20 protein-coding genes are annotated in these 19547 nt (G+C 72.9%); 4 read left to right on the forward strand and 16 right to left on the reverse strand.

The genetic code is table 11. From position 1 onward, the window contains the following. Window positions 1-47: 47 nt before the first annotated feature. From ACWGKQ_RS00690 to ACWGKQ_RS00725, 8 genes are all read right to left on the reverse strand, one after another. A complete protein-coding gene (locus ACWGKQ_RS00690; RefSeq protein WP_453289671.1) occupies window positions 48-734 on the reverse strand; it encodes a response regulator in 687 nt (228 codons plus the stop codon). Beyond that, window positions 731-2140 carry a sensor histidine kinase gene (locus ACWGKQ_RS00695; RefSeq protein ID WP_453289672.1) on the reverse strand — a complete coding sequence of 470 codons (1410 nt, stop codon included), beginning with the start codon at window positions 2138-2140 and terminating at the stop codon, window positions 731-733. The genes ACWGKQ_RS00690 and ACWGKQ_RS00695 overlap by 4 nt, the downstream gene beginning before the upstream one ends. Further along, window positions 2133-3323, reverse strand: a complete 1191-nt coding sequence (locus tag ACWGKQ_RS00700; protein WP_453290000.1) for an acyltransferase family protein — start codon at window positions 3321-3323, stop codon at window positions 2133-2135. Before ACWGKQ_RS00700 ends, ACWGKQ_RS00695 begins: the two co-directional genes overlap by 8 nt. A 7-nt stretch (window positions 3324-3330) precedes the next feature. Further along, window positions 3331-4344, reverse strand: a complete 1014-nt coding sequence (locus ACWGKQ_RS00705) for an alpha/beta hydrolase (protein WP_453289673.1) — start codon at window positions 4342-4344, stop codon at window positions 3331-3333. Window positions 4345-4497: 153 nt separating this feature from the next. Further along, window positions 4498-5373, reverse strand: coding sequence for an alpha/beta hydrolase (locus tag ACWGKQ_RS00710; RefSeq protein ID WP_453289674.1), 876 nt, complete (start codon window positions 5371-5373; stop codon window positions 4498-4500). 173 nt (window positions 5374-5546) lie between these two features. Next, window positions 5547-6746, reverse strand: coding sequence for a kynureninase (kynU, locus tag ACWGKQ_RS00715; RefSeq protein ID WP_453289675.1), 1200 nt, complete (start codon window positions 6744-6746; stop codon window positions 5547-5549). Further along, window positions 6739-7581 (reverse strand): tryptophan 2,3-dioxygenase family protein, encoded by an 843-nt coding sequence (locus ACWGKQ_RS00720; protein WP_453289676.1) that lies wholly within the window; start codon window positions 7579-7581, stop codon window positions 6739-6741. The genes kynU and ACWGKQ_RS00720 overlap by 8 nt, the downstream gene beginning before the upstream one ends. Before the next feature lie 165 nt (window positions 7582-7746). Next, a complete protein-coding gene (locus tag ACWGKQ_RS00725) occupies window positions 7747-8928 on the reverse strand; it encodes a M23 family metallopeptidase (protein WP_453289677.1) in 1182 nt (393 codons plus the stop codon). Window positions 8929-9025: 97 nt separating this feature from the next. On the opposite strand from ACWGKQ_RS00725, the gene ACWGKQ_RS00730 reads away from it, so the two are divergent. Next, window positions 9026-9445, forward strand: coding sequence for a DUF3151 domain-containing protein (locus ACWGKQ_RS00730; RefSeq protein ID WP_453289678.1), 420 nt, complete (start codon window positions 9026-9028; stop codon window positions 9443-9445). Window positions 9446-9969: 524 nt separating this feature from the next. Here the strand turns inward: ACWGKQ_RS00730 and ACWGKQ_RS00735 are convergent. From ACWGKQ_RS00735 to ACWGKQ_RS00745, 3 genes are all read right to left on the reverse strand, one after another. Then, window positions 9970-10392, reverse strand: a complete 423-nt coding sequence (locus tag ACWGKQ_RS00735) for an ATP-binding protein (protein WP_453289679.1) — start codon at window positions 10390-10392, stop codon at window positions 9970-9972. Window positions 10393-10570: 178 nt separating this feature from the next. Further along, on the reverse strand, window positions 10571-11353 hold the full coding sequence (locus ACWGKQ_RS00740; protein WP_453289680.1) for a zf-HC2 domain-containing protein: 783 nt from the start codon (window positions 11351-11353) through the stop codon (window positions 10571-10573). A 25-nt stretch (window positions 11354-11378) separates the two neighbouring features. Further along, a complete protein-coding gene (locus tag ACWGKQ_RS00745; protein WP_453289681.1) occupies window positions 11379-11981 on the reverse strand; it encodes a sigma-70 family RNA polymerase sigma factor in 603 nt (200 codons plus the stop codon). 179 nt (window positions 11982-12160) lie between these two features. Here ACWGKQ_RS00745 and ACWGKQ_RS00750 point away from each other — a divergent pair, with 179 nt between their 5' ends. Genes ACWGKQ_RS00750 through ACWGKQ_RS00760 form a run of 3 tightly spaced genes read left to right on the forward strand, consistent with a single transcriptional unit; the run spans window position 12161 to window position 14324 of the window. After that, window positions 12161-12610 carry a cupredoxin domain-containing protein gene (locus tag ACWGKQ_RS00750; RefSeq protein WP_453289682.1) on the forward strand — a complete coding sequence of 150 codons (450 nt, stop codon included), beginning with the start codon at window positions 12161-12163 and terminating at the stop codon, window positions 12608-12610. Next, window positions 12607-13638: a metallophosphoesterase family protein gene (locus tag ACWGKQ_RS00755; RefSeq protein WP_453289683.1), complete on the forward strand. Its 1032-nt coding sequence runs from the start codon at window positions 12607-12609 to the stop codon at window positions 13636-13638. Before ACWGKQ_RS00750 ends, ACWGKQ_RS00755 begins: the two co-directional genes overlap by 4 nt. Further along, window positions 13635-14324, forward strand: a complete 690-nt coding sequence (locus ACWGKQ_RS00760; RefSeq protein ID WP_453289684.1) for a hypothetical protein — start codon at window positions 13635-13637, stop codon at window positions 14322-14324. The genes ACWGKQ_RS00755 and ACWGKQ_RS00760 overlap by 4 nt, the downstream gene beginning before the upstream one ends. A 50-nt stretch (window positions 14325-14374) precedes the next feature. Here ACWGKQ_RS00760 and ACWGKQ_RS00765 read toward each other — a convergent pair whose 3' ends face one another. The 5 genes from ACWGKQ_RS00765 to ACWGKQ_RS00785 form a co-directional block, all read right to left on the reverse strand. Then, window positions 14375-15814 (reverse strand): MFS transporter, encoded by a 1440-nt coding sequence (locus ACWGKQ_RS00765; RefSeq protein WP_453289685.1) that lies wholly within the window; start codon window positions 15812-15814, stop codon window positions 14375-14377. 72 nt (window positions 15815-15886) lie between these two features. Continuing rightward, on the reverse strand, window positions 15887-16909 hold the full coding sequence (gene fbaA / locus ACWGKQ_RS00770; protein ID WP_403064851.1) for a class II fructose-bisphosphate aldolase: 1023 nt from the start codon (window positions 16907-16909) through the stop codon (window positions 15887-15889). A 160-nt stretch (window positions 16910-17069) separates the two neighbouring features. Further along, window positions 17070-17618, reverse strand: a complete 549-nt coding sequence (gene pyrE / locus ACWGKQ_RS00775; RefSeq protein WP_453289686.1) for an orotate phosphoribosyltransferase — start codon at window positions 17616-17618, stop codon at window positions 17070-17072. Between the two features lie 10 nt (window positions 17619-17628). Further along, window positions 17629-18426, reverse strand: coding sequence for an aldose epimerase family protein (locus tag ACWGKQ_RS00780; RefSeq protein ID WP_453289687.1), 798 nt, complete (start codon window positions 18424-18426; stop codon window positions 17629-17631). Window positions 18427-18783: 357 nt separating this feature from the next. Then, window positions 18784-19497 (reverse strand): SRPBCC family protein, encoded by a 714-nt coding sequence (locus ACWGKQ_RS00785; protein ID WP_453289688.1) that lies wholly within the window; start codon window positions 19495-19497, stop codon window positions 18784-18786. Window positions 19498-19547 lie beyond the last annotated feature (50 nt).

Raw genomic sequence — 19547 nt, forward strand, 5'->3', positions numbered from 1 at the left:
CAGGTACTACTCAGGTCCTACGCGGAGCAGCGGGAAGCCGGTGCCGGTCAGTAACCGGAGGGCCGTACCAGCCCGGACTCGTAGGCGAACACCGCGGCCTGGGTGCGGTCCCTGAGGCCCAGCTTCACCAGGATGCGGCCCACATGCGTCTTCACGGTCTGCTCGGCGACCACCAGCCGCTCGGCGATCTCCGCGTTCGACAGGCCCTGCGCGATCAGCGCGAGGACCTCCGTCTCCCGCTCGGTCAGATCACCGACGCGCGTCTTCAGCGGGGCCCGTACCCCGCCCCCGTCCAGCTGGGAGAACTGGGCGATCAGCCGCCGGGTGACGCCGGGCGCGAGCAGTGCGTCGCCGGCCGCCACCACCCGCACCGCCTCCGCCAGTTTGTCCGCGGACGCGTCCTTGAGCAGGAACCCGGACGCGCCCGCCCGCAACGCCTCGTACACGTACTCGTCCAGGTCGAAGGTGGTGAGCACCAGCACCCTGATGTGCGGGAGTTCACGGGTGATCCGGCGGGTGGCCTCGATGCCGCCGAGCTCGGGCATCCGGATGTCCATGAGAACGACGTCCGGGGTGAGCTCGGCGACCTTGGCCACCGCGTCCAGGCCGTCCACCGCCTGGCCGACCACCTCGATGCCGGGCTGGGCGTTCAGCAGCACGGTGAAGCCCTGCCGGACCATCTGCTGGTCGTCGGCGATGACCACCCGGATGGGGTTGCCACTGCTGCTCGTCATGCGCGGTCGTCCTTCGGTTCGGGGGCACGGGTCGTGCCGCTGGTGGGTTCCGGGGTGGGGCCGGGCACCGGTCGGGCGCCGGGAGCGGCGGCCGGGAGCTCCGCGAAGACCCGGTAGCCGCCGCCCGGCCCGGGGCCCGCCGTCAGCGAACCGCCGAGCATCGCGGCCCGCTCCCGCATGCCGAGCAGTCCGTGCCCGGCGCCCGGCGACGGCGGCGCGGGCCGGGTCGGCCGGGAGTTCGCCACGGACACCAGGAGTCCGTAGGGGATGTACTCGATCTCGACATGGGCGGTCGCCCCCGGCGCGTGCCGCAGCACATTGCTCAGCGCCTCCTGCACGATCCGGTACGCCGACAGCTCCACGCCCGACTGCATCGGACGCCGCTCGCCGTTGATCCGGGCGGTGACGGCCAGACCGGCCGCCCTGGTGTTCTCGACCAGCGTGTCCAGCCGGTCCAGGGTGGGCTGCGGGCTGTGCAGGCCGGTCCCGGAGCCGTCGGGCGCGTCCTCGTCGGGGCTCTCCGAGCGCAGGACGCCCAGCACTCTGCGCAGTTCCGTCAGTGCCTCCAGCGCGTTCTGCCGGATGCCGTCGAGGTTCTCCCGGAGCTCGTCCGAAGGGTTTTCCACAAGGTGTGGAGCGACCTGGGCCTGGATGGAGATGACCGACATGTGGTGGGCGACCACGTCGTGCAGCTCGCGCGCGATCCGGCTGCGCTCCTCCAGCAGGGTGCGCCGGGCCCGCTCCTCCTCGGTGAGCGAGGCCTGGCGGCCGAGTTCCGCGCGTGCCTCGCGGCGGCCCCGCAGCGCCGTGCCGAGCGCCACGACGATCGCAGACAGGACGACGGTCACCACCGAGGTGGACTGGTGCGGCGGCGCACCCCAGACACCGTCGAGGAGCCAGGTGACCACCACGGTCACGGCCAGGGCCTCGACGGCCACCCGGGCGCGGACCCGCAGCGTGAGCAGGAGCAGGACCAGCAGGTGCGCGATCATCCCGGCCACGGTCCAGGGCCAGGTGAAGGGGACCTGCGCCGTCATGCCCAGCCGGCCGTGCAGCATGACGGCACCGACCAGCGTGGCCGCCGTCGACAACCACCATGCCGGGACGGGCCGCCACATCGCGAGGACCACTGCGCCGCCCGGCGCGAATCCGAGCAGAGAGGCGAGACCGGGACCCAGGTGCCCGTTGTCCGAGAGCTGTGCGATGCCGCCGACCGTGATGCCGAACGCCGCCAGGCACAGCACGCCGTGCGGCAGCCAGCGCAGCCATACGGAGGGGGGCAGCGGGTCGAGGCGGGCGGTGCACAGGTCGTCGCGGAGTGTCCGCAGCCAGCGCAGCACGCGGCCGATCCCGATCCACTCCGGCCGCCGGGCCCCCGTCTCCGTCACAGCGGTCAGCCTAGACATGGCGGGCTTCCGCCGGGGTCGCCCGATCGGACGAGGAGCGGGTCCGGACGACGCGCGAGCGGGTCCGGGGGCGGCCGCGCTCGTAGGTGTGGAACGCCGCCCAGCAGATACCGAGCGTCAGGGCGAAGACCGGCAGCCAGAGCAGGCGGGCCGCGACCCAGGTGAGGTCGTCGGGGGGTGTGTGGAGGCCGGGAAGGCGGCCGAGCAGGAGGCCGGTGGCCGTGGTCGCCATCAGGGCCGTCTGGTGCCAGAGGAAGATCGTCATCGCGGAGAGGTTCACGAAGGCCACCGCCGCCCAGGCGAGCGGGCGGCGCATCGCACGGCGCAGCCGCTCGCGCAGGAGCAGGGCGAGGCCGCACTGCGCCAGGCCGAAGGTGACGGCGGCCAGGGTGGGCGGGTCCAGGTTGGAGACGGACGCGCCGGGGACGCCGACCATCGACGCCGGGTAGCCCGCCCAGGCGACGAGACCGGCCGTCGCCGCCGTACCGCCGACGAGCAGCACCCAGCCTGCACGCGGGCGGTCCAGTTCGCCGCGGGTCCAGGCGGCGCCCAGGGAGTACGGCACCAGCCAGCCCGCCGCCAGGTTCACCCAGCCGACGCCGGGCGGGGCGCCGAAGCCGAAGCGGAGCAGGTCCACGTGGAGGACGACGGCCAGCGGCCACAGGGGGTTGAGCCGGGTGACGAGGGGAGTCGCCGCCGTCAGGGCCGCGAAGACGACGAGGAACCAGAGCGGGGACAGGGCGAGTTTGGCCAGGGTGTGGACGGTGGTGACGTCGGTGCCGGACAGGAGGAGGGCGGTGGTCGCGATCGTCCAGAGGGCGAGGAGCGCGGCCACCGGTGTGAAGAGCCGGGACAGGCGGGCCGTCAGCCAGCGGTGGTAGGGGGTGCCCTTGGCCTGGGCGGTGGCGTAGCTGCGCGTGGCGACGTGGCCGCCGACCAGGAAGAACACGGCGAGGGTCTGGAAGAGCCAGGAGATCGGGGCCAGCCACGGCAGGTGCTGGAGGGGGCTGCCGGTGTGCAGTTCGCCGCCGTCCGCCACCAGTGCCGTGACCAGCCAGTGGCCCAGGACCACGCCGAGGACGGCGACCGCGCGGAGGGCGTCCACGGCGCGGTCGCGGTCGGGTGGGGTGGCGGTGTCGATGCGGTGGGCGAGGTGTCGTATGCGGTTCGGGAGCCGGGGCATCGGCGGCTTACGCACGGGTGACCTCCGTTGTCTCGCCGAGGACGATCCGGGCGAGGTTGGCCAGGGAGGCCGAGCCCGGGGTGAAGTAGTCGCTGTGGCCGCCGGGGCCCGCCGCGAAGACGCGGGCGCCGAAGGACGGGGACACGGGGTCGGTGCCGAAGCCGACGGTCGTGCCGAAGAGATCGACATGGAGGTGCGGGACCTCGGCTATCCAGTCGCCGGCTCCTCTGGCCGCCCAGATCCGGGCGGAGGTGTGCAGGTCCGCGGCCGAGTCGGCGCCGGTACCGGGGCTGCCGACCAGGGCGATGTCGGTGACGCCGAGGCCGGTGAGGGTGGGGGCGGCACGGGCGCAGACCGCCGTGCCGTAGGAGTGGCAGAGGAGGGCGAAGGCCGCCGGCCCGGGGGCGGTGAGGGTGCGGAGCTCGCGGATGAACTCGCGCAGGTGCGGGGCCGCCTGGTCGGCTCGGCCCGGGGTGAGGACCGTGGTGCTGATCGTGGCGGGGGTCCGGTAGCCGAGCCAGGCGATGACGGCGGTTCTGGTCCGGGGGCGCTCCTGGGTGAGGCGTCGGTACAGGGACGCCGCCATGGTGTGGAAGCGGGCGTAGGTGTCGAGGGTGGTGTCCGAGCCGGGGACGAGGACGGCGACGCGGGTCGCGTGCGCCAGGTCGCCGAAGACCTCGGTGGCCTGGCCGGTGCCTCGGGCGTCGAAGCGGAGGAGGTGACGGGAGGGGGACGCGAGGGCGCGGTCGGCGGCGGCGCGGGAGACGTCTCCGTCGGCGGCGGCCATGCGGGCGGCTTCGGCGGCGTTGTCGCGGTTGGCCTGGTAGGCGGTGGTGAGGGTGGCCGGGGTGAGGGGGGTGGTGAGGGTGGCCGGGGGTGGGGCGGGGATCTGGGGCCGGGTGGCCGCGGAGAGGGGGAGGACCACGGCGACGGTGAGGAGAGTGGCGAGAAGGGTGCGGCGCAGCCTCCCTCGCCAGTACGCCCGGTCCTGCTTCTGCCGCTCCCCCGTCGCCGCCGTCATGGTCGGTCCCCCCGCTCAGTCCGCCCGGCCGTCGGGCTTGTCTGATCGGGAAATTACGGAGCGGGCCGTGTCGTTCGCGTCCCGCCCGGGAGCGAACCTGGGAGGTAGCTCTCAGGTACTACGGGTATGCGGGGGAGGCTCGGGGGTGGGCTGTCACCAGGCCAGTTGGGCGATCTCCTCCGCCACCACCGCGCAGGCGTCCGCGGCCGGGTCGATGAGGGGGAAGTGGCCGACGTCCTCCAGGAGCGTCAGGCCCACCACCTCGCCCGCCTTCGCCGCCGCCTCCGCGTAGGACTCGGCGACCGCCTGCGGGACGACCACGTCCGTACGGCCCTGGACCAGGGTGGTCGCGATGCCGGTCGGGAGCAGCAGCGCCGGGTCGGCGTAGCGCTGGCGGTCGGTGAACTTCTCCTCCCCGCCCAGGAGTTGAAGCGCCGCGTTGCCGCAGACGTCCAGCTTCTCGGCCATCGCGAAGTCCGCGATCGGGGCCAGGGCCACGACACCCCGCAGCGGCGCCGGACCGGAGGTGCGCCACCCGGCGTCCGCCGGGAGGACGTGCCGTGCCGCCGCCCACAGCGCCAGGTGACCGCCCGCCGAGTGGCCGGTGAGGACCGTGCGGCGCAGGTCCGCCCGCGGCACCGCCTCGCGGACCAGGGCCGGCAGGGCGTCCAGCGCGGCCGCCACGTCGTCGAAGGTGTCCGGCCAGCGGCCCGCCACCGGGGCCGTACCGCCCTGCGCGGGGAGCGCGGCACCGCGCCGGTACTCGACGTTGGCCACCGCGAACCCGCGCCGGGCCAGGTAGTCGGCGAACGGGGTGATGTGGCCGCGGTCGTACGGCGCCCGCCACGCGCCCCCGTGCAGGACCACCACCAGCGGGACCAGAGGATCGTCGGCACGCGGGGCGTAGAAGTCGATCACCTGGTCGGGATGGTCACCGTACGCGGCCGTGATGTCGGGCGCGACGTGCGGGTGCGAGAAGGCCGACTCCTCCTCGGCCGCGGCCCGGGCTGCTGCGTCGTCGTCCGGCATGCTCCAACCTCTCAGCGGCGTAATGAGTTTGGCGGACCAGGTGGGGAATTCGGCCGCTGGCCGGGACGGTATCAGCCCGATGACGTGCGGGGACACGCGGATGTCACGCACGGTGAGGATTGCTCGGTTCTGTACCGTCCCGGTCCCTGCCCGGGGATCGCTATGTCGTCATGTCACCAGGCGGAGGCCCCTCCCGCCACCTCCCCCAGCACCCGCGCCGCCCGCTCCACGTCCGCGAAACCGACGTACAGCGGGGTGAAGCCGAAGCGGAGCACGTCCGGGTGCCGGAAATCCCCGACCACACCCCGCTCGATCAGCCGCTTCATCACGTCCCCGGCGTCGGCACAGCGCAGCGCGACCTGGCTGCCGCGCTCCTCGTGGGCCACCGGGGTCAGGCACTCCACGCGGCCCGCCGGCAGATACGCCTCGACGCACTCCAGGAAGAAGTCCGTCAGGGCCAGCGACTTGGCGCGTACGGCCGACACCGGCACCCCGTCCCACACCTCCAGAGCGGCCTCCAGAGCGAGCATGGAGAGGATGTCCGGGGTGCCGACGCGGCCGCGTACCGCACCTGCGGCCGGTTCGTACGCCGACCGCATCCCGAAGGGCTCGGCGTGCGAGTTCCAGCCGGGCAGCGGGGAGTCGAAGCGGTCCTGCAACTCCCGTCGTACGTACAGGTACGCCGGTGAACCCGGGCCGCCGTTCAGGTACTTGTAGGTGCAGCCGACCGCCAGGTCGACCCCGTGCTCGTCGAGGCCCACCGGCAGGGCACCCGCGCTGTGGCACAGGTCCCAGACGGCCACGGCACCGGCCGCGCGGACGGCGGCGGTGAGGGACGGCAGGTCGTGGAGGCGGCCGGTGCGGTAGTCGACGTGGTTGAGCAGTACGGCGGCGGTACGGTCGCCGAGTGCCGCCGGGACCTCGGCGGGGGTGAGCGGGCGCAGCGTGCAGCCCGTCAGCCGGGCCGCCGACTCGGCGATGTAGCCGTCCGTGGGGAACGTCGTCGCGTCGACCAGGATCTCGTCGCGGCCCGCCCCGGCCAGCCGTACAGCGCCGACAAGTGCCTTGAAGACGTTGACACTTGTCGAGTCGCCGACCACGATCTGCCCGTCCGCCGCGCCGACCAGCGGGGCGATCCGGTCGCCGATCCGCTCCGGCGCCGTCCACCAGCCGCTCTCGTCCCAGGACCGGATCCGCAGCTCGCCCCACTGCCGCCGGACCACGTCCTCGACCCGGCCGGGGACGTGCGCGGGCAGGGCGCCCAGGGAATTGCCGTCGAGGTAGACGACCTCGTCGAGGACGAAGCGGTCGCGCACGCCGGCCAGTTCGTCCGACGCGTCCGCCTTCTCCGCCCTCAGTGCCAGCTCAGACATGGGACCTCGCCGTCCACAGCTCCGGGAACACGTTCTTGCGGGCCCGCTTCTCCAGCCAGGCGACCCCGGCCGAGCCGCCGGTGCCGGGCTTGGCGCCCATGGCCCGGCGGGTGGCGACCAGGTGGTCGTTGCGCCAGCGCCAGACGAGCTCGGCGACGTCGGTCAGCGCCTCGCCGAGCCGGGCGAGGTCGGCGTCCTCGGCTCCGGAGTAGACGGCGGTCCAGGCGGCCTCGACGGCGTCGGAAGGTGTATATGGCAGTGATATGTCACGTTCCACCAGCACCGCGTCCGGGATCGGATACCCCCGCCGCCCCAGCACCCGCACCACCTCGTCGTACAGACTCGGCTCGTGCAGCGCCTTCTCCAGTTCCGCGTGGACGCGGGGCGCGCCGCGGTGCGGGACGAGCATGGACGCGGACTTCTCGCCGAGCAGGAACTCCATCCGCCGGTACATCGCCGACTGGAAGCCGGAGCCCTCGCCGAGGGCGGAGCGGTAGGAGTTGAACTGCGCGGGGGTGAGCTGGCCGAGCGGCTTCCAGGAGGCGTTCAGCGCCTCCAGTTCGCGGGTGGAACGCTTCAGCGCGGCGACCGCGGTGGGGATGTCGTCGCCGCGCAGCGCCGCCGCGGCCGTCTCCCACTCGTGGACGATGACGGTGAACCACAGCTCCATCACCTGGGTGGTGACCAGGAAGACCATCTCTCCGGGATCGTCGGAGAGGGTGTGCTGGAGATGGGTGAGCACGTCCGCCTTGACGTAGTCCTCGTAGGGGGTCGTGCCGGCGAAGTCGAGATGCGGGGTCTCGGGCTCGTTCGTTTCGAGAGCCTCTTGGGACATCGCTGTCTCCTGTTGTACTCCGGGTAGCGGTCCGCCCCTGCCGATGCCGACACGGGGGCCCCGGTCCCCACCGGCATCTTCCGCAACGTAACCCGGATCCGGCAAGGCCCGCCTGCCGGAGACCCCCGTCCGGTGGTCCCGCCCGGGCCACGCCCAGGCCACCGCCTAGGCCCTGCCGCGGACCGTCCGCCCCCGGTACAGCCGCCCGGACACTCCCTCGAACTCCAGGTCGAGGCCGATCCCGTCGCGTTCCGCGTGCAGGTGCAGATGGGGCTCGGTGCTGTTGCCGCTGTTGCCGACCTCGCCGAGCACCTGGCCCGCCCGGACCGTGTCCCCCTCGGCCACGGTCACCGAGCCGGGGCGCAGATGGGCGAGTTTCACGATCTCCCGGCCGGTGTCGAGGAAGACGTGGTTGCCGTACGGCGGCTGGTAGCGGATCTCCCCCGGCCGCTGGTCGGCGACGCCGTCGGCCGCGGAGACCACCCTGCCGTCGCAGGGGGAAAGGACCGGGCGCCCGTAGGCCGCGTACGCGGTCAGGTCGCGGCCGGGCCGGGTGCGGGTGCCGTACCGGCCGAGCGCGACCAGGTCGAGGGCGGCGCGCTGCTCGGGCACCCGGGCGTGGTGGTTCACCGCCGGGCCGCCGCCCTGTACGACGTACCAGGCGCCCTCCAGCGGGAACCGCAGCGGCCGGGACAGGGCGGCCCGCCGGCGGTGCAGCCGGGCGGCGGTGACCAGCCAGCAGGCCCCCGTGAGGAGGACCAGCCCGACGGCGAGGCCGGTCAGGCCGTCTCCGGCCGGCAGTCCCGGCAGCCGCCACGCCGAGGCGAGCGCGGCGACGGCGCCCGCCTCGACCGCGCGTCTGAGCGGCCAGGGCTGCATCGCCGGTGCGCCGCAGCCCTCGACGACCACGTAGAACGCGGCGAGGGTCGCCAGGTCGGCGGCCCATGCGGTGCGGTCGGCGGCCGTCCAGAGGATCAGCACGTTCCAGGCGGCGACCAGGACGAGGCAGACCGTCCAGGCGAGGTGGACGGGCAGCCGGTGCCTGGGCGGCGTGTAGGGGGCGCCCTCGATGCGCAGTCCGGTGAGTTCGCCGTCGGGGGCCACCTGGGCCCAGGCCCGCACCCGGCCCGTGCTGCCGGAGACGATCAGCCCGTCCGGACCGTCCGTCACCGTGCCGAACCCGCCGGTCCGGGCGGCCGTGGCGTGCACGATCCGCTCCAGCGTCGCCATCCCGACCGCCTCCGTCACCCGCGGGGCGAGCCGCGGCCACTGCTCCGGGTCGGCGGTGAGGAACCGGGCCAGGACCTGGGCCTCCGGCGGCCGGCCGCCGGGCATCGGATCACGCACGTGTGGTCCCCCCTGCCGTCGCGTACGGGTCGGCGCTCTGCGCTCAGGAAGACGGCGGGGCGCGGGGTGCGGTTGCCGACGGTGGCAGACTGGCGCCATGACGACGCACAAGAACCTGCTCGGTGGTCCGGAGCCGACGTATCTGCCGGCGAACGAAGAGGCGTACCGCCTGCTGGACGAGGAGTCGCTGGCTCCCGTCGAGGTCGCGGCGAAGTTCCCGACCTTCTCCCTGGCCTGGGCGTTGCTCGCCGACGAGGCGTTCGGGCGCGGCGCGGTCGTCGAGTCGTACGCGTATGCGCGCACCGGCTACCACCGGGGGCTTGACGCGCTGCGCCGGGCCGGCTGGAAGGGGCACGGGCCGGTGCCGTGGGAGCACCGGGCGAACCAGGGCTTCCTGCGTTGTCTCGCTGCGCTGGGCAGGGCCGCCGGGGAGATCGGTGAGAAGGACGAGTACGAGCGGTGCTGGCAGTTCCTGCGGGACAGCAGCGTGGAGGCGTACGAGGAGCTGAAGGGGTAGGGGCCGGGGGCGGGGGGTTTCACTCACCGGCGCCGGCAGGGTGCCGCTGCGCCCACCCGTGCCGCCCTGCGGCACGCCTGCCCGCAGCTATGTATCCGGCGCGACCACAGCGCCCCGTAAGGAGCGCGGGGAACTACGCGATCAGCCCCCGCCGGCCTGCAACACGACTACCCGCAGCTATGTATCCGGCGCGACCACAGCGCCCCGTCAGGGGCGCGGGGAACTACGCGATCAGCCCCCGCCGGCCTGCAACACGACTGCCCGCAGCTATGTATCCGGCGCGACCACAGCGCCCCGTCAGGGGCGCGGGGAACTGCGCGATCAGCCCACGCCGGCCTGCGGCCCGGGACGGTGCCCGGCCTCCGGCGGCGGAGCCGGTACGCCGGGGCCGGGGCCGCAGCGGCGGCACGGTGACGTGTCGTGGGCGGGGCCCGGGCAGTCGTCGACGGGGCACGGCTTGTGGGTCGCCAAGGGCCACTCGCGGGGGCGGCCGGTGTCCCGGTGTCGTGGCTCGTGCGGGCCGGTCATGCCGAGCACCTCAGGCAGGCGCGGACCTCGCGGCCGCTGGTTGTCTGGTGGACCTCGGTCGACTGGGCGAGGTACTGGACGATGCCGGTGCCGCGGCCGTGTTCGTCGGGAGCCGTGTCGCGGGGGCGGCGCTGCACCGTCATGCCGGAGTCGGTGACCACGATGTGCAGGGTGCCGTGGTCGAGGACGAGCGACAGGGTCATGCGCTCGCGGCCGTACTGGGCGGCGTTGGCGGCGAGTTCGTCGACGATGAGAACGGCGGAGTCCCGCTCGCTCGCCGGCACGCTCCAGGTCTCCAGCAGATCCGCCGCGAAGTGACGGGCGGCGGAGACGTGTGCCTCCTGCGCGGGCAGGGTGAGCAGCGCCTGGTAGTGGCAGGGCTGGCCGGGCAGTGAACCCGGGTGGGGCGAATCGGTCACGAACATGGTCTTCTGGCTCTTCCGTGGAGGTGCGGACGTCGGGGCGGTCGGTGTACCGGTCCTGCATGGGCGCGCTCATTCAGTTCCACGGACGACGCACACCCAACGGTTCAAGCCATTCACACCTTTTGTCGGTATTTCCACGCGCCAAGTCGGTTGAGGGCCGGGACGGTTGGCCTCACGCCCGAATGGTGACCAGCTTCTGGCCGTCGCCCGCGAGGATCTCGAAGTGCTCGATGTCCCCCGGGGACATGGCGACCGCCCCTGGGACCGTGGTGCCGGGAGGGTATTCGCCGGCCCGCCAGGTGGCGCCGTCCGACCTGGCGCCGCCGGGCCCGACGGCCTGCAGCCGGCAGGTGATTCCGGCCGGCGCCCCCTTGGCGTGGACCTGGAGGACACTGCCCCAGGCGGAGGGGTAGACCTTCACCGAGGCGGAGACGCCGGTGGCCGGATCGCTTCCGGAGAACGTACGCGAGGCGGTCGGCGCGGTCGCCCCGGGCGGCGTCGCCTCGCTGGTCACGGATCCGACGGCCGCCAGCCACGTGCCGCCGACCGCAGCCGCGACGAACGTCAGGGAGGCGGCGGCCCCGGCCAGTTGCAGACGCCGGCTCCTGCGCCGCCGGGCCGCGGCCCGCTGCAGCAGGCTCTCCAGTACACCCACCTGGGGTGTCGACACCCGAGGCGGCTCCGGCGAGGGGACCTGCGCGCTCTCGGCCGCCTGGGCCACCAGCCGGTCGGCCAGGTCGGCGTCGGCCGCCGGCATCGCCCGGCCCGCGGCCTCGGCCTCGGCCGCGGTCACCGTCGCCAGCAGCGCGGGCAGCCCGGCCAGCCGGATGTGTTCGGCCCGGCACTCGTCGCATTCCGCGAGGTGGACGCGCATCCGCTCCGTCTCCGCCGCAGGCAGCGTGCCCAGGACGTATCCGCCCAGCGCCAGCCGGAGGTCGTCGTGCTCCGCACTCAAGGTCGCCACCTCCCGCACACCACGGTCACGGTTCGATCCCCCGCTCCTGGAGCGCCAGCCGCAGCGCGTGCAAGGCGTAGTACGTCCGCGACTTCACCGTGCCCAGCGGAATGCCCAGCACCTGTGCGGCCTCCGCCATGGTCAGCCCCCGGTAGTAGGTCTCCAGCAGCACCGCACGGTGATCGGGGGACAGCGCCCGCAGGGCGTCGGCAACCGCCCAGCTCTGCAGTGCCTGCTCGATCTCGTCCTCGCCCGGTGTCTGCTGGGCGGCCCGCTCCAGCGCCTCGCCGCCGGCCTCGGTCGGCCTGGCCTGCCGGGCCCGGTGGGCGTCGATGACCAGATGCCGGGCCACCGTGCACAGCCATGCCCGGGCCGGGCCGCGTGCGGGCTCGAACGCGGCGGGGTGCTGCCACGCCCGCAGCAGCGTCTCCTGCACCACATCCTCCGCCCATTGCCGGTCTCCCGATGTCAGTCGCAGCACGTAGTGGAACAGGGGCCCCGCGTGCTCGGCGTACAGAGTGCGCAGCAGCTCCTCATCCGCGGTCGAAAGCGTTCCTCTACCAGAGACACGGCGCGCGGAGCGATCCGGATCGACCTTTGGATCACGCTTTCGGAAACTCCGCGGCATAAGTCGATCATCGCGCATATGCACTTCTTTGTCCTGTAGCGCACGGTGCGGTGAAGAAATCCAACAAATGCGGATATAGGCCGAACCGTATGACCCTTCCCGTCCGTGGAGCCGGACAAGAACCGACTTACGCGCGGTTCGTCATCTCCCCCACGCACACGGCAAAGGACGGATCAGACGTGACCGAGACACACCACCCGAACCTCCACGCACCAGGCCGCCGCCCCCGCGCCGCGGCCGGGCTGGCCCTCGCCGCCCTCGCCACCGCCGGCACGGTGGGGCTCCTCAGCTCATGCGGACCGCCGCCGCACTCCTCGTCGATGCCCGCCATGAACATGCCCGCGAGTCACCCGGGCACGGGCACGCCGGTGAGCGGGACCGCCGTCGCGATCAAGAACTTCGCCTTCGCGCCGGCCGCGCTGAAGGTGCCGGTGGGCACGACGGTGACCTGGACCAACCAGGACACCGAAGCCCACACCGTCACCAGCACCGGATCGGGCGGTCCGTTGCGTTCCGCCGCCCTGGCCACCCACGCCACCTACAGCCACACGTTCACCAAGCCCGGCACCTACGCCTACCTCTGCACCATCCATCCGTTCATGACCGCCACCGTCGAGGTGACCCGATGACCGACTACGACAGCTCCTACGACAGTCACGACGCGGCGGCGGACGGCGAGGCCGGCCGGCCCGACCGGGAACACGGCATGACGCGTCGCCAACTCATGCGGCACGCGGGGTGGTTCGGCGGCGCGGTGGTGCTGACCGTGGCCGGCGGAGAGGTGATCAGCCACATCGCCGACTCCCGGGGCGGCACCGCCGAGGCCGCCACCGGTGCCGCCGCGGCCGCCCCCGCTGCCGCCGCGGCGGGCAGCGGCACGCTGCGGTTCGTGCAGGTCTCCGACAGCCACATCGGCTTCCAGGGCCCGGCGAACACGGACGTGGCCGGCTCGTTCACCGAGGCGGTCCACCAGGTCAACTCGCTCGGATTCAGGCCCGACTTCGTCATGCACAGCGGCGACCTGACCCACCTGTCCACGGCCGGGCAGTTCGACCAGGTCAAGCAGATGTTGTCGGGACTGAAGACGGACCGGGTCTTCACCGTGCCCGGCGAGCACGACTCCATCGGCGACGCGGGCCGCGCCTACCGGCGGGCCTTCGGCGCGGGCACGCTCGGCGACGGCTGGTACAGCTTCGACACCCACGGCGTGCACTTCATCGCCCTGGTCAACACCCTGAGCCTGGAGAAGCTCGGCCACCTCGGCAACGACCAGATCGCCTTCGTTCGCAGGGACCTGGCCGGACTGTCCTCGGACACCCCCATCGTGGTCTTCAGTCACATCCCGCTGTTCGCCATGTACCCGAAGTGGGGCTGGAGCACCGACGACGCCCTCAAGGTCATCGCCCTGCTGCGCCGCTTCTCCTCCGTGACCTGTCTCAACGGGCACGTCCACCAGCTGTTCACCAAGACCGAGGGCAACATCACCTTCCACTCCGCCACCACCACCGCCTACCCCCTGCCCAGACCGGGCCGGGCCCCCGCCCCCACCCCGCAGGTCGTCCCCGCCCGGCAGCTCAAGGACGCACTCGGCATCCGCAGCGTCGGCTACCGCCGAGGCGACCGCGAACTGGCCATCAAGGATCAGAGGCTGGCATGAACATCCGAAGGCTCCCGGTCCCCGCCCTGCGGTGGGCGACCGCCGCGACGCTCGCCGCCGGCGGATACATCCACGCCCAGCTCTACGTAGACGGGTACCGCTTCATCCACGTCATCGGCCCCCTGTTCCTCCTCCAGGCCAGTGCCTCCCTCGCCCTCGCCGCCCTGCTGCTGGTGGGGACGCCGCCCGCACTGCTGAGGGCCGCCGCGGCCGGCGTCGCGCTCGGCGCCCTCGGCGGCTTCACAGCCTCCCGCACGGTGGGCGTGTTCGGGTTCACCGAGCGCGGTCTGCAGCCCGCGCCGCAGGCTGCCCTCACCCTCCTCGCCGAAACCGGCACGCTGCTGCTCCTCGCGACCTGGCAGACGGCCGTGGTGGTGGCCGGACGACAACAGGGACCTCCCGCGCGCCCGGAACCACGCCCGGAACCACGCCCGGGAAGCGCCTGGCCGAGCCCTCACCTGCGCGAACTGAGGGACGCCGTGCGCTTCCTGCTCGGCCTGGACGACGACACCGCCGTCGTGATCCGTCAACTCGGCTGTGACGCACTCGGCCGCCCACCGCTGGACACCGTCGTCGAGGTGCTGCCCATGGACGGCGGCGAGACCCACCGCTGGACACTCCACCGCCCCGCCGACCAGATCACCGAGCACGACCTGCGCACCGCCCTGCTCCGCCGCCGGCAGTAGCCGCCAGCCCCTAGGGCCTGTCGACGCCGGCATGATCCAAACGACAGGCCCTAACGGCCCTCCGCCTCGATCGGCGGCGACGTCACGTTCCCGTGGGTACGGCACTCCGGGCGTACGCAGCCCGGTGCCGGCCTGCGGACCAGGGCGAAGGCCAGGGCCGCACCGACCACCAGGACGCCGGCGCAGATGGGCATGGCCCGGTCGAACGCCGCGTCGAAGGCGGTCGCCGACCGGTAGGCCTCCGGGCCCATGCCCGCGAGCAGCGGCAGCGCCGCCACCGCGAGCAGGCTGGCGGCGCGGGCCGCCGCGTTGTTGATGCCGCTGGCGATACCCGCCCGGGCCGTGTCCACGGAGGCGAGGACGGAGGCGGTGAGCGGGGCCACCAGGGTGACCATGCCGACGCCCTGGACCAGGACCGCCGGGAGCACGTCGGTCAGGTAGTCCGCGTGTTCGCCGACGCGCAGCATCAGGAGCATCGCGGCGGCACAGAGCAGCGGGCCCACCGTGAGCGGGATGCGGGGGCCGATGCGGTCGGCCAGGGCGCCCGAGCGGGCGGAGAAGAGCAGCATCAGGGCGGTGGTCGGGAGCAGGGCCGTGCCGGCCGCCAGCGCCGAGTATCCCGCGACCACCTGGAGTTGCAGCGCGGTGAGGAAGAAGTAGCCGCCGAAGGCGCCGTACACGCACAGGGTGACGATGTTGAGGGCCGTGAACTGGCGGGAGCCGAAGATGTCCAGCGGGAGCATCGGGTCCTGGCGGCGCTTCTCGACGTACACGAAGGCCACGCCCGCCGCGACCCCCGCCACGGCGAGCAGGGACGCGGTGCCGGCCTCGATCAGGGCGTAGGTGACCAGGCCGAGGGCCGCGGCGCCCAGCACCGCGCCGAGGACGTCGAAGCGGCCGTGGGCGCGGCCGTCGGCGGACTCGGGGACGTGGCGCAGGGCGACGGGGACGCAGAGCAGGGCCAGCGGGACGTTGAGGAGGAACACCCAGCGCCAGCCCGGGCCGTCCACCAGCCAGCCGCCGAGGAAGGGCCCCACGGCCGCGCCGATGCCGCCGAAGCCGGACCACAGGCCGACCGCGCGGGCCCGGTCGTCGGGGTGGAAGGAGGCCTGGATGAGGGCCAGGGAACCGGGGGTGAGAAGGGCGCCGCCGATGCCCTGGAGGGCGCGGGCGGCGATCAGGATCGCGTCGGTCGGGGCGAGGCCGCACATCAGGGACGCGGCCGCGAACCAGACGACGCCGATCACGAAGACCTTCCGGCGGCCGTAGTGGTCGCCGAGCGAGCCGCCGAGCAGGATCAGGCCGGCCAGCGTCAGCATGTACGCGTTGATCGTCCACTGCAGCGCGGACAGGCTCGCGTCCAGGTCACGGCCGATGCGCGGGAGGGCGACGTTGACGACGGTCGAGTCCAGCATCGCCATGCTGGAGCCGAGGACGGTGGTGAGCAGGATCCACTTGCCCTGAGGGGAGGCCAGCCGGACGTCGGGCATGGTCCAGGTATACAGCGGACCCGGCGCTGTCGACAGATGCAGACAGCCGCCGGGTCCGGACCGTGACGCGACTTACTTGATCTTGTTGCCCGCCGAGCGGAGGTTCTGCGTGGCCTCGACGACACGCGCGGCCATGCCGGCCTCGGCCAGCTTGCCCCAGGTGCGCGGGTCGTAGGTCTTCTTGGAGCCGACCTCGCCGTCGACCTTCAGGACGCCGTCGTAGTTCCTGAACATGTGGTCGGCGACCGGACGGGTGAAGGCGTACTGGGTGTCGGTGTCCAGGTTCATCTTCACGACGCCGTTCTCCAGCGCGGTGCGGATCTCCTGCTCGGTGGAGCCGGAGCCGCCGTGGAAGACGAAGTCGAACGGCGACTGCTTGCCGAACTTGGCGGCCACGCCGTCGCTCAGCTCCTTCAGCAGGTCGGGGCGGAGCACGACGTTGCCCGGCTTGTACACGCCGTGCACGTTGCCGAAGGAGGCGGCGAGCAGGTAGCGGCCCTTCTCACCGAGGCCGAGCGCCTCGGCCGTGCGGATCGCGTCGTCGACCGTCGTGTACAGCGAGTCGTTGATCTCGTGGGAGACGCCGTCCTCCTCGCCGCCGGTCGGGGTGATCTCGACCTCGAGGATGATGTTGGCGCGGCGGGCCTGCTCCAGGAGCTCCTGCGCGATGGCCAGGTTGTCGGCGAGGGTCTCGGCGGAGCCGTCCCACATGTGCGACTGGAAGAGCGGGTTGCGGCCGTTCTTCACCCGCTCCTCGGAGATCGCGAGCAGCGGACGTACGTACCCGTCGAGCTTGTCCTTCGGGCAGTGGTCGGTGTGCAGCGCGATGTTCACCGGGTACTTCTCGGCGACGATGTGCGCGAACTCGGCGAGCGCGACCGAGCCGGAGACCATGTCCTTCTTGTACTGGCCGCCCAGGAACTCGGCACCACCCGTGGAGATCTGGACGATGCCGTCGCTCTCCGCCTCCGCGAAGCCGCGCAGCGCCGCGTGCAGGGTCTGGGTCGAGGTGACGTTGATGGCCGGGTAGGCGAACTTGCCTGCCTTCGCCCGGTCGAGCATCTCGTTGTAGACCTCGGGGGTTGCGATGGGCATGTGTCCGCTCCTTGAGTGTGCGGGTCGGCGTACTGCTTGTTCTTACGGCCCTGACCTAGACCTTGGGGGCGACGTCATCGTCGTCCACATCTTTCCAGACATGAACCGATGCTCCGCGCGCCGGTCAAATCCGGGTCAATCCCACTCGTCAACCCGGCGTTCAGTCCAGCCCCAGTTCATCCTTCGAGAAGGCGAACAGGTACGGCACCCCGGCGCCCTCCTGGATCTTCTCGGCGGCGCCGGTGGCCCGGTCCACGATGGTGGCGACGGCGACGACCTCGGCGCCGGCCTCGCGCACGGCCTCCACGGCGGTGAGCGGGGAGCCGCCGGTGGTGGAGGTGTCCTCGACGACCAGGACGCGGCGGCCCTTGATCTCCGGACCCTCCACCCGGCGCTGCATGCCGTGCGCCTTCGCCGCCTTGCGCACGACGAAGGCGTCGAGGTGCCGGCCGCGCGCGGCGGCCGCGTGCAGCATGGCGCCGGCGACCGGGTCGGCGCCCATGGTCAGCCCGCCGACGGCGTCGAACTCCAGGTCCGCCGTCAGGTCCAGCAGCACCTGCCCGACCAGCGGAGCGGCCGTGCCGTCGAGGGTGACGCGGCGGAGGTCGACGTAGTAGTCGGCCTCCAGCCCCGACGACAGGGTCACCCTGCCGTGCACCACGGCCTTGTCCTTGATCTGTTGCAGCAGCTCAGCGCGTACGTCCGTCATACCGACCAGCTTAGAGGCGCGTCCACGTCCAGGTGGTCGTGGCTTCCAGCGGCTCCAGCGGGGTGACGAGCCTCGGAAGCGTGTTCAGCCCGTTCGGCGGGCCGGTCTGCGGCTCCACGCACACGGCCGCCTCCTGCTCGTCGTAGACCACGACCCACTGCTCGCGGCTGGCGACCTTCAGCTCCAGCTGCCCGGGCCAGGTGAGGGTGACGTCGACTCCGTCGGGCATGCCGAAGCAGTCGTCCCAGGGGCCGGGCTTCGGGTCGATGCGGTTGCCGGTGGGCAGGTGGTCCTCGCCGCGCTCCTCCTGCCAGGCCGGGGTGAAGTCGACCTGGACGTCCTGGGCGTCCTGGCCGCCGAGGTTGCGGTTGAACCAGGGGTGCCAGCCGATCTGCGCCGGGAAGGAGTCGTCGTACGTCTCCACGGACATCGTGAGCGTCAGCGAGTCCTCGGCGAGCTGCACGACGTGGGTGACGCGGGCGGGGTGCGGCCAGGGGGCGCCGAGATCGCACGTGATCACGGCCTCGGTCGCCGAGACGCGCGCGGTGCGCCAGGCGCCGTCGCGGGCGGTGCCGTGGATGGCGTGCGGCGGGGAGTTGAGGGGCATCTGGACGGTCCTGGCACCGTCGCGGAAACGGCCGTCCCGGATCCGGCCGCACCAGGGGACCATCGGGAAGCAGCCGAAACGGTCGCCTTGCCGGAGGAGTTCGAGGGACCCGACTTCGAGTCCGGCGATCCGGCCGCCGTTGCCGGGGTGCAGGTGGAGGGTGGCGTCGCCTGCGGTCAGCGTGATGTCTTCGTTACTCACGGGATGACAGTACTGGGGGGAGGGCGTCGAGTTTCGGGTGCGGGTGGATGGAGGCCGGGTTTCGGGTGCGGGTGGATGGAGGCCGGGTTTCGGGTGCGGGCCGGTGGGGGTTGCTCGCGCAGTTCCCCGCGCCCCTACGGGGCGCTGCAGTCGCGTCAGCTACACAGCTGCGGGCAGGCGTGGGTGGGGGCTGGTCGCGCCCACGCGGCGGAGCCGCAAATCGAATACAGCCCCGCACCCCTTACGGGGCGCTGCAGTCGCGTCAGCTACACAGCTGCGGGCAGGCGTGCCGCAGGGCGGCACGGGTGGGCGCAGCGGCACCCTGCCAGCGCCGGTAAGCGGCCCCACCCCCACAGCTCACCGTCGGCGTCGCAGGGCCCTTGTCACCACGATTGCCGAGGCCAGTGCCAGTGCCGCCGCCGGGGCGGCCCATCGTAGGGTCGAGGCTCCTGCCACCGTCTGCGGCGCCGGGACCGGTGCGTACCGTCCCCTCGGCGGGGCATGGTCCACCTCCTCCGCGCTGCGCCCGATCATCGTCCGGCGCGCGTGCGCCGCCTCCGCGAAGATCTCGGGAAGCGGCTCCGGCTCCGGCTGCGGCTCCGGTGCCAGGGACGGCGGTGGGACCTCCGTCTCGAAGACCGAGGCGGCGGGCGCCTCCCCGAGCCCCTCCGCGAAGCGGTTCAGCAGCCTCGTCGCCGCCGACTCCACCGCCTCCGCCGGCAGCTCCGCGACCCGCCCGTCGGCGGTGGCCGTACCGGTCACCGTGACCGTGCAGCCGCCCTCGTCGGTGTCGGCGACGCGCAGCGCGAGCGCCAGCTTCACCGTGCCGGTGCCGCGGGCCTCGGTGGCGTCGCCGTCGAGCGCGTACGAACCGTCGTCGCGGGGGCTGACGCGCAGGGAGCCGCGGTAGGTGATCGAGTGGCTGCCGATCCGGACCTTGAGCCTGCCGGTGCCGGGGGCGGCGCCCGCGTCCTGCTGGAGGCCGGGGACCGCCCGGGCGACCCGCGCGGGGTCGGCCAGCGCCTCCCTGAGCCGCGAGGCCGGGGCCGGGACGTACACCTGGTGCTCCATGCCGACTGAGCCTACCCACGAGTCGGTCCGGCACAACCTCCCCGGCGAAC

Source organism: Streptomyces sp. NPDC054770 (assembly GCF_053611985.1).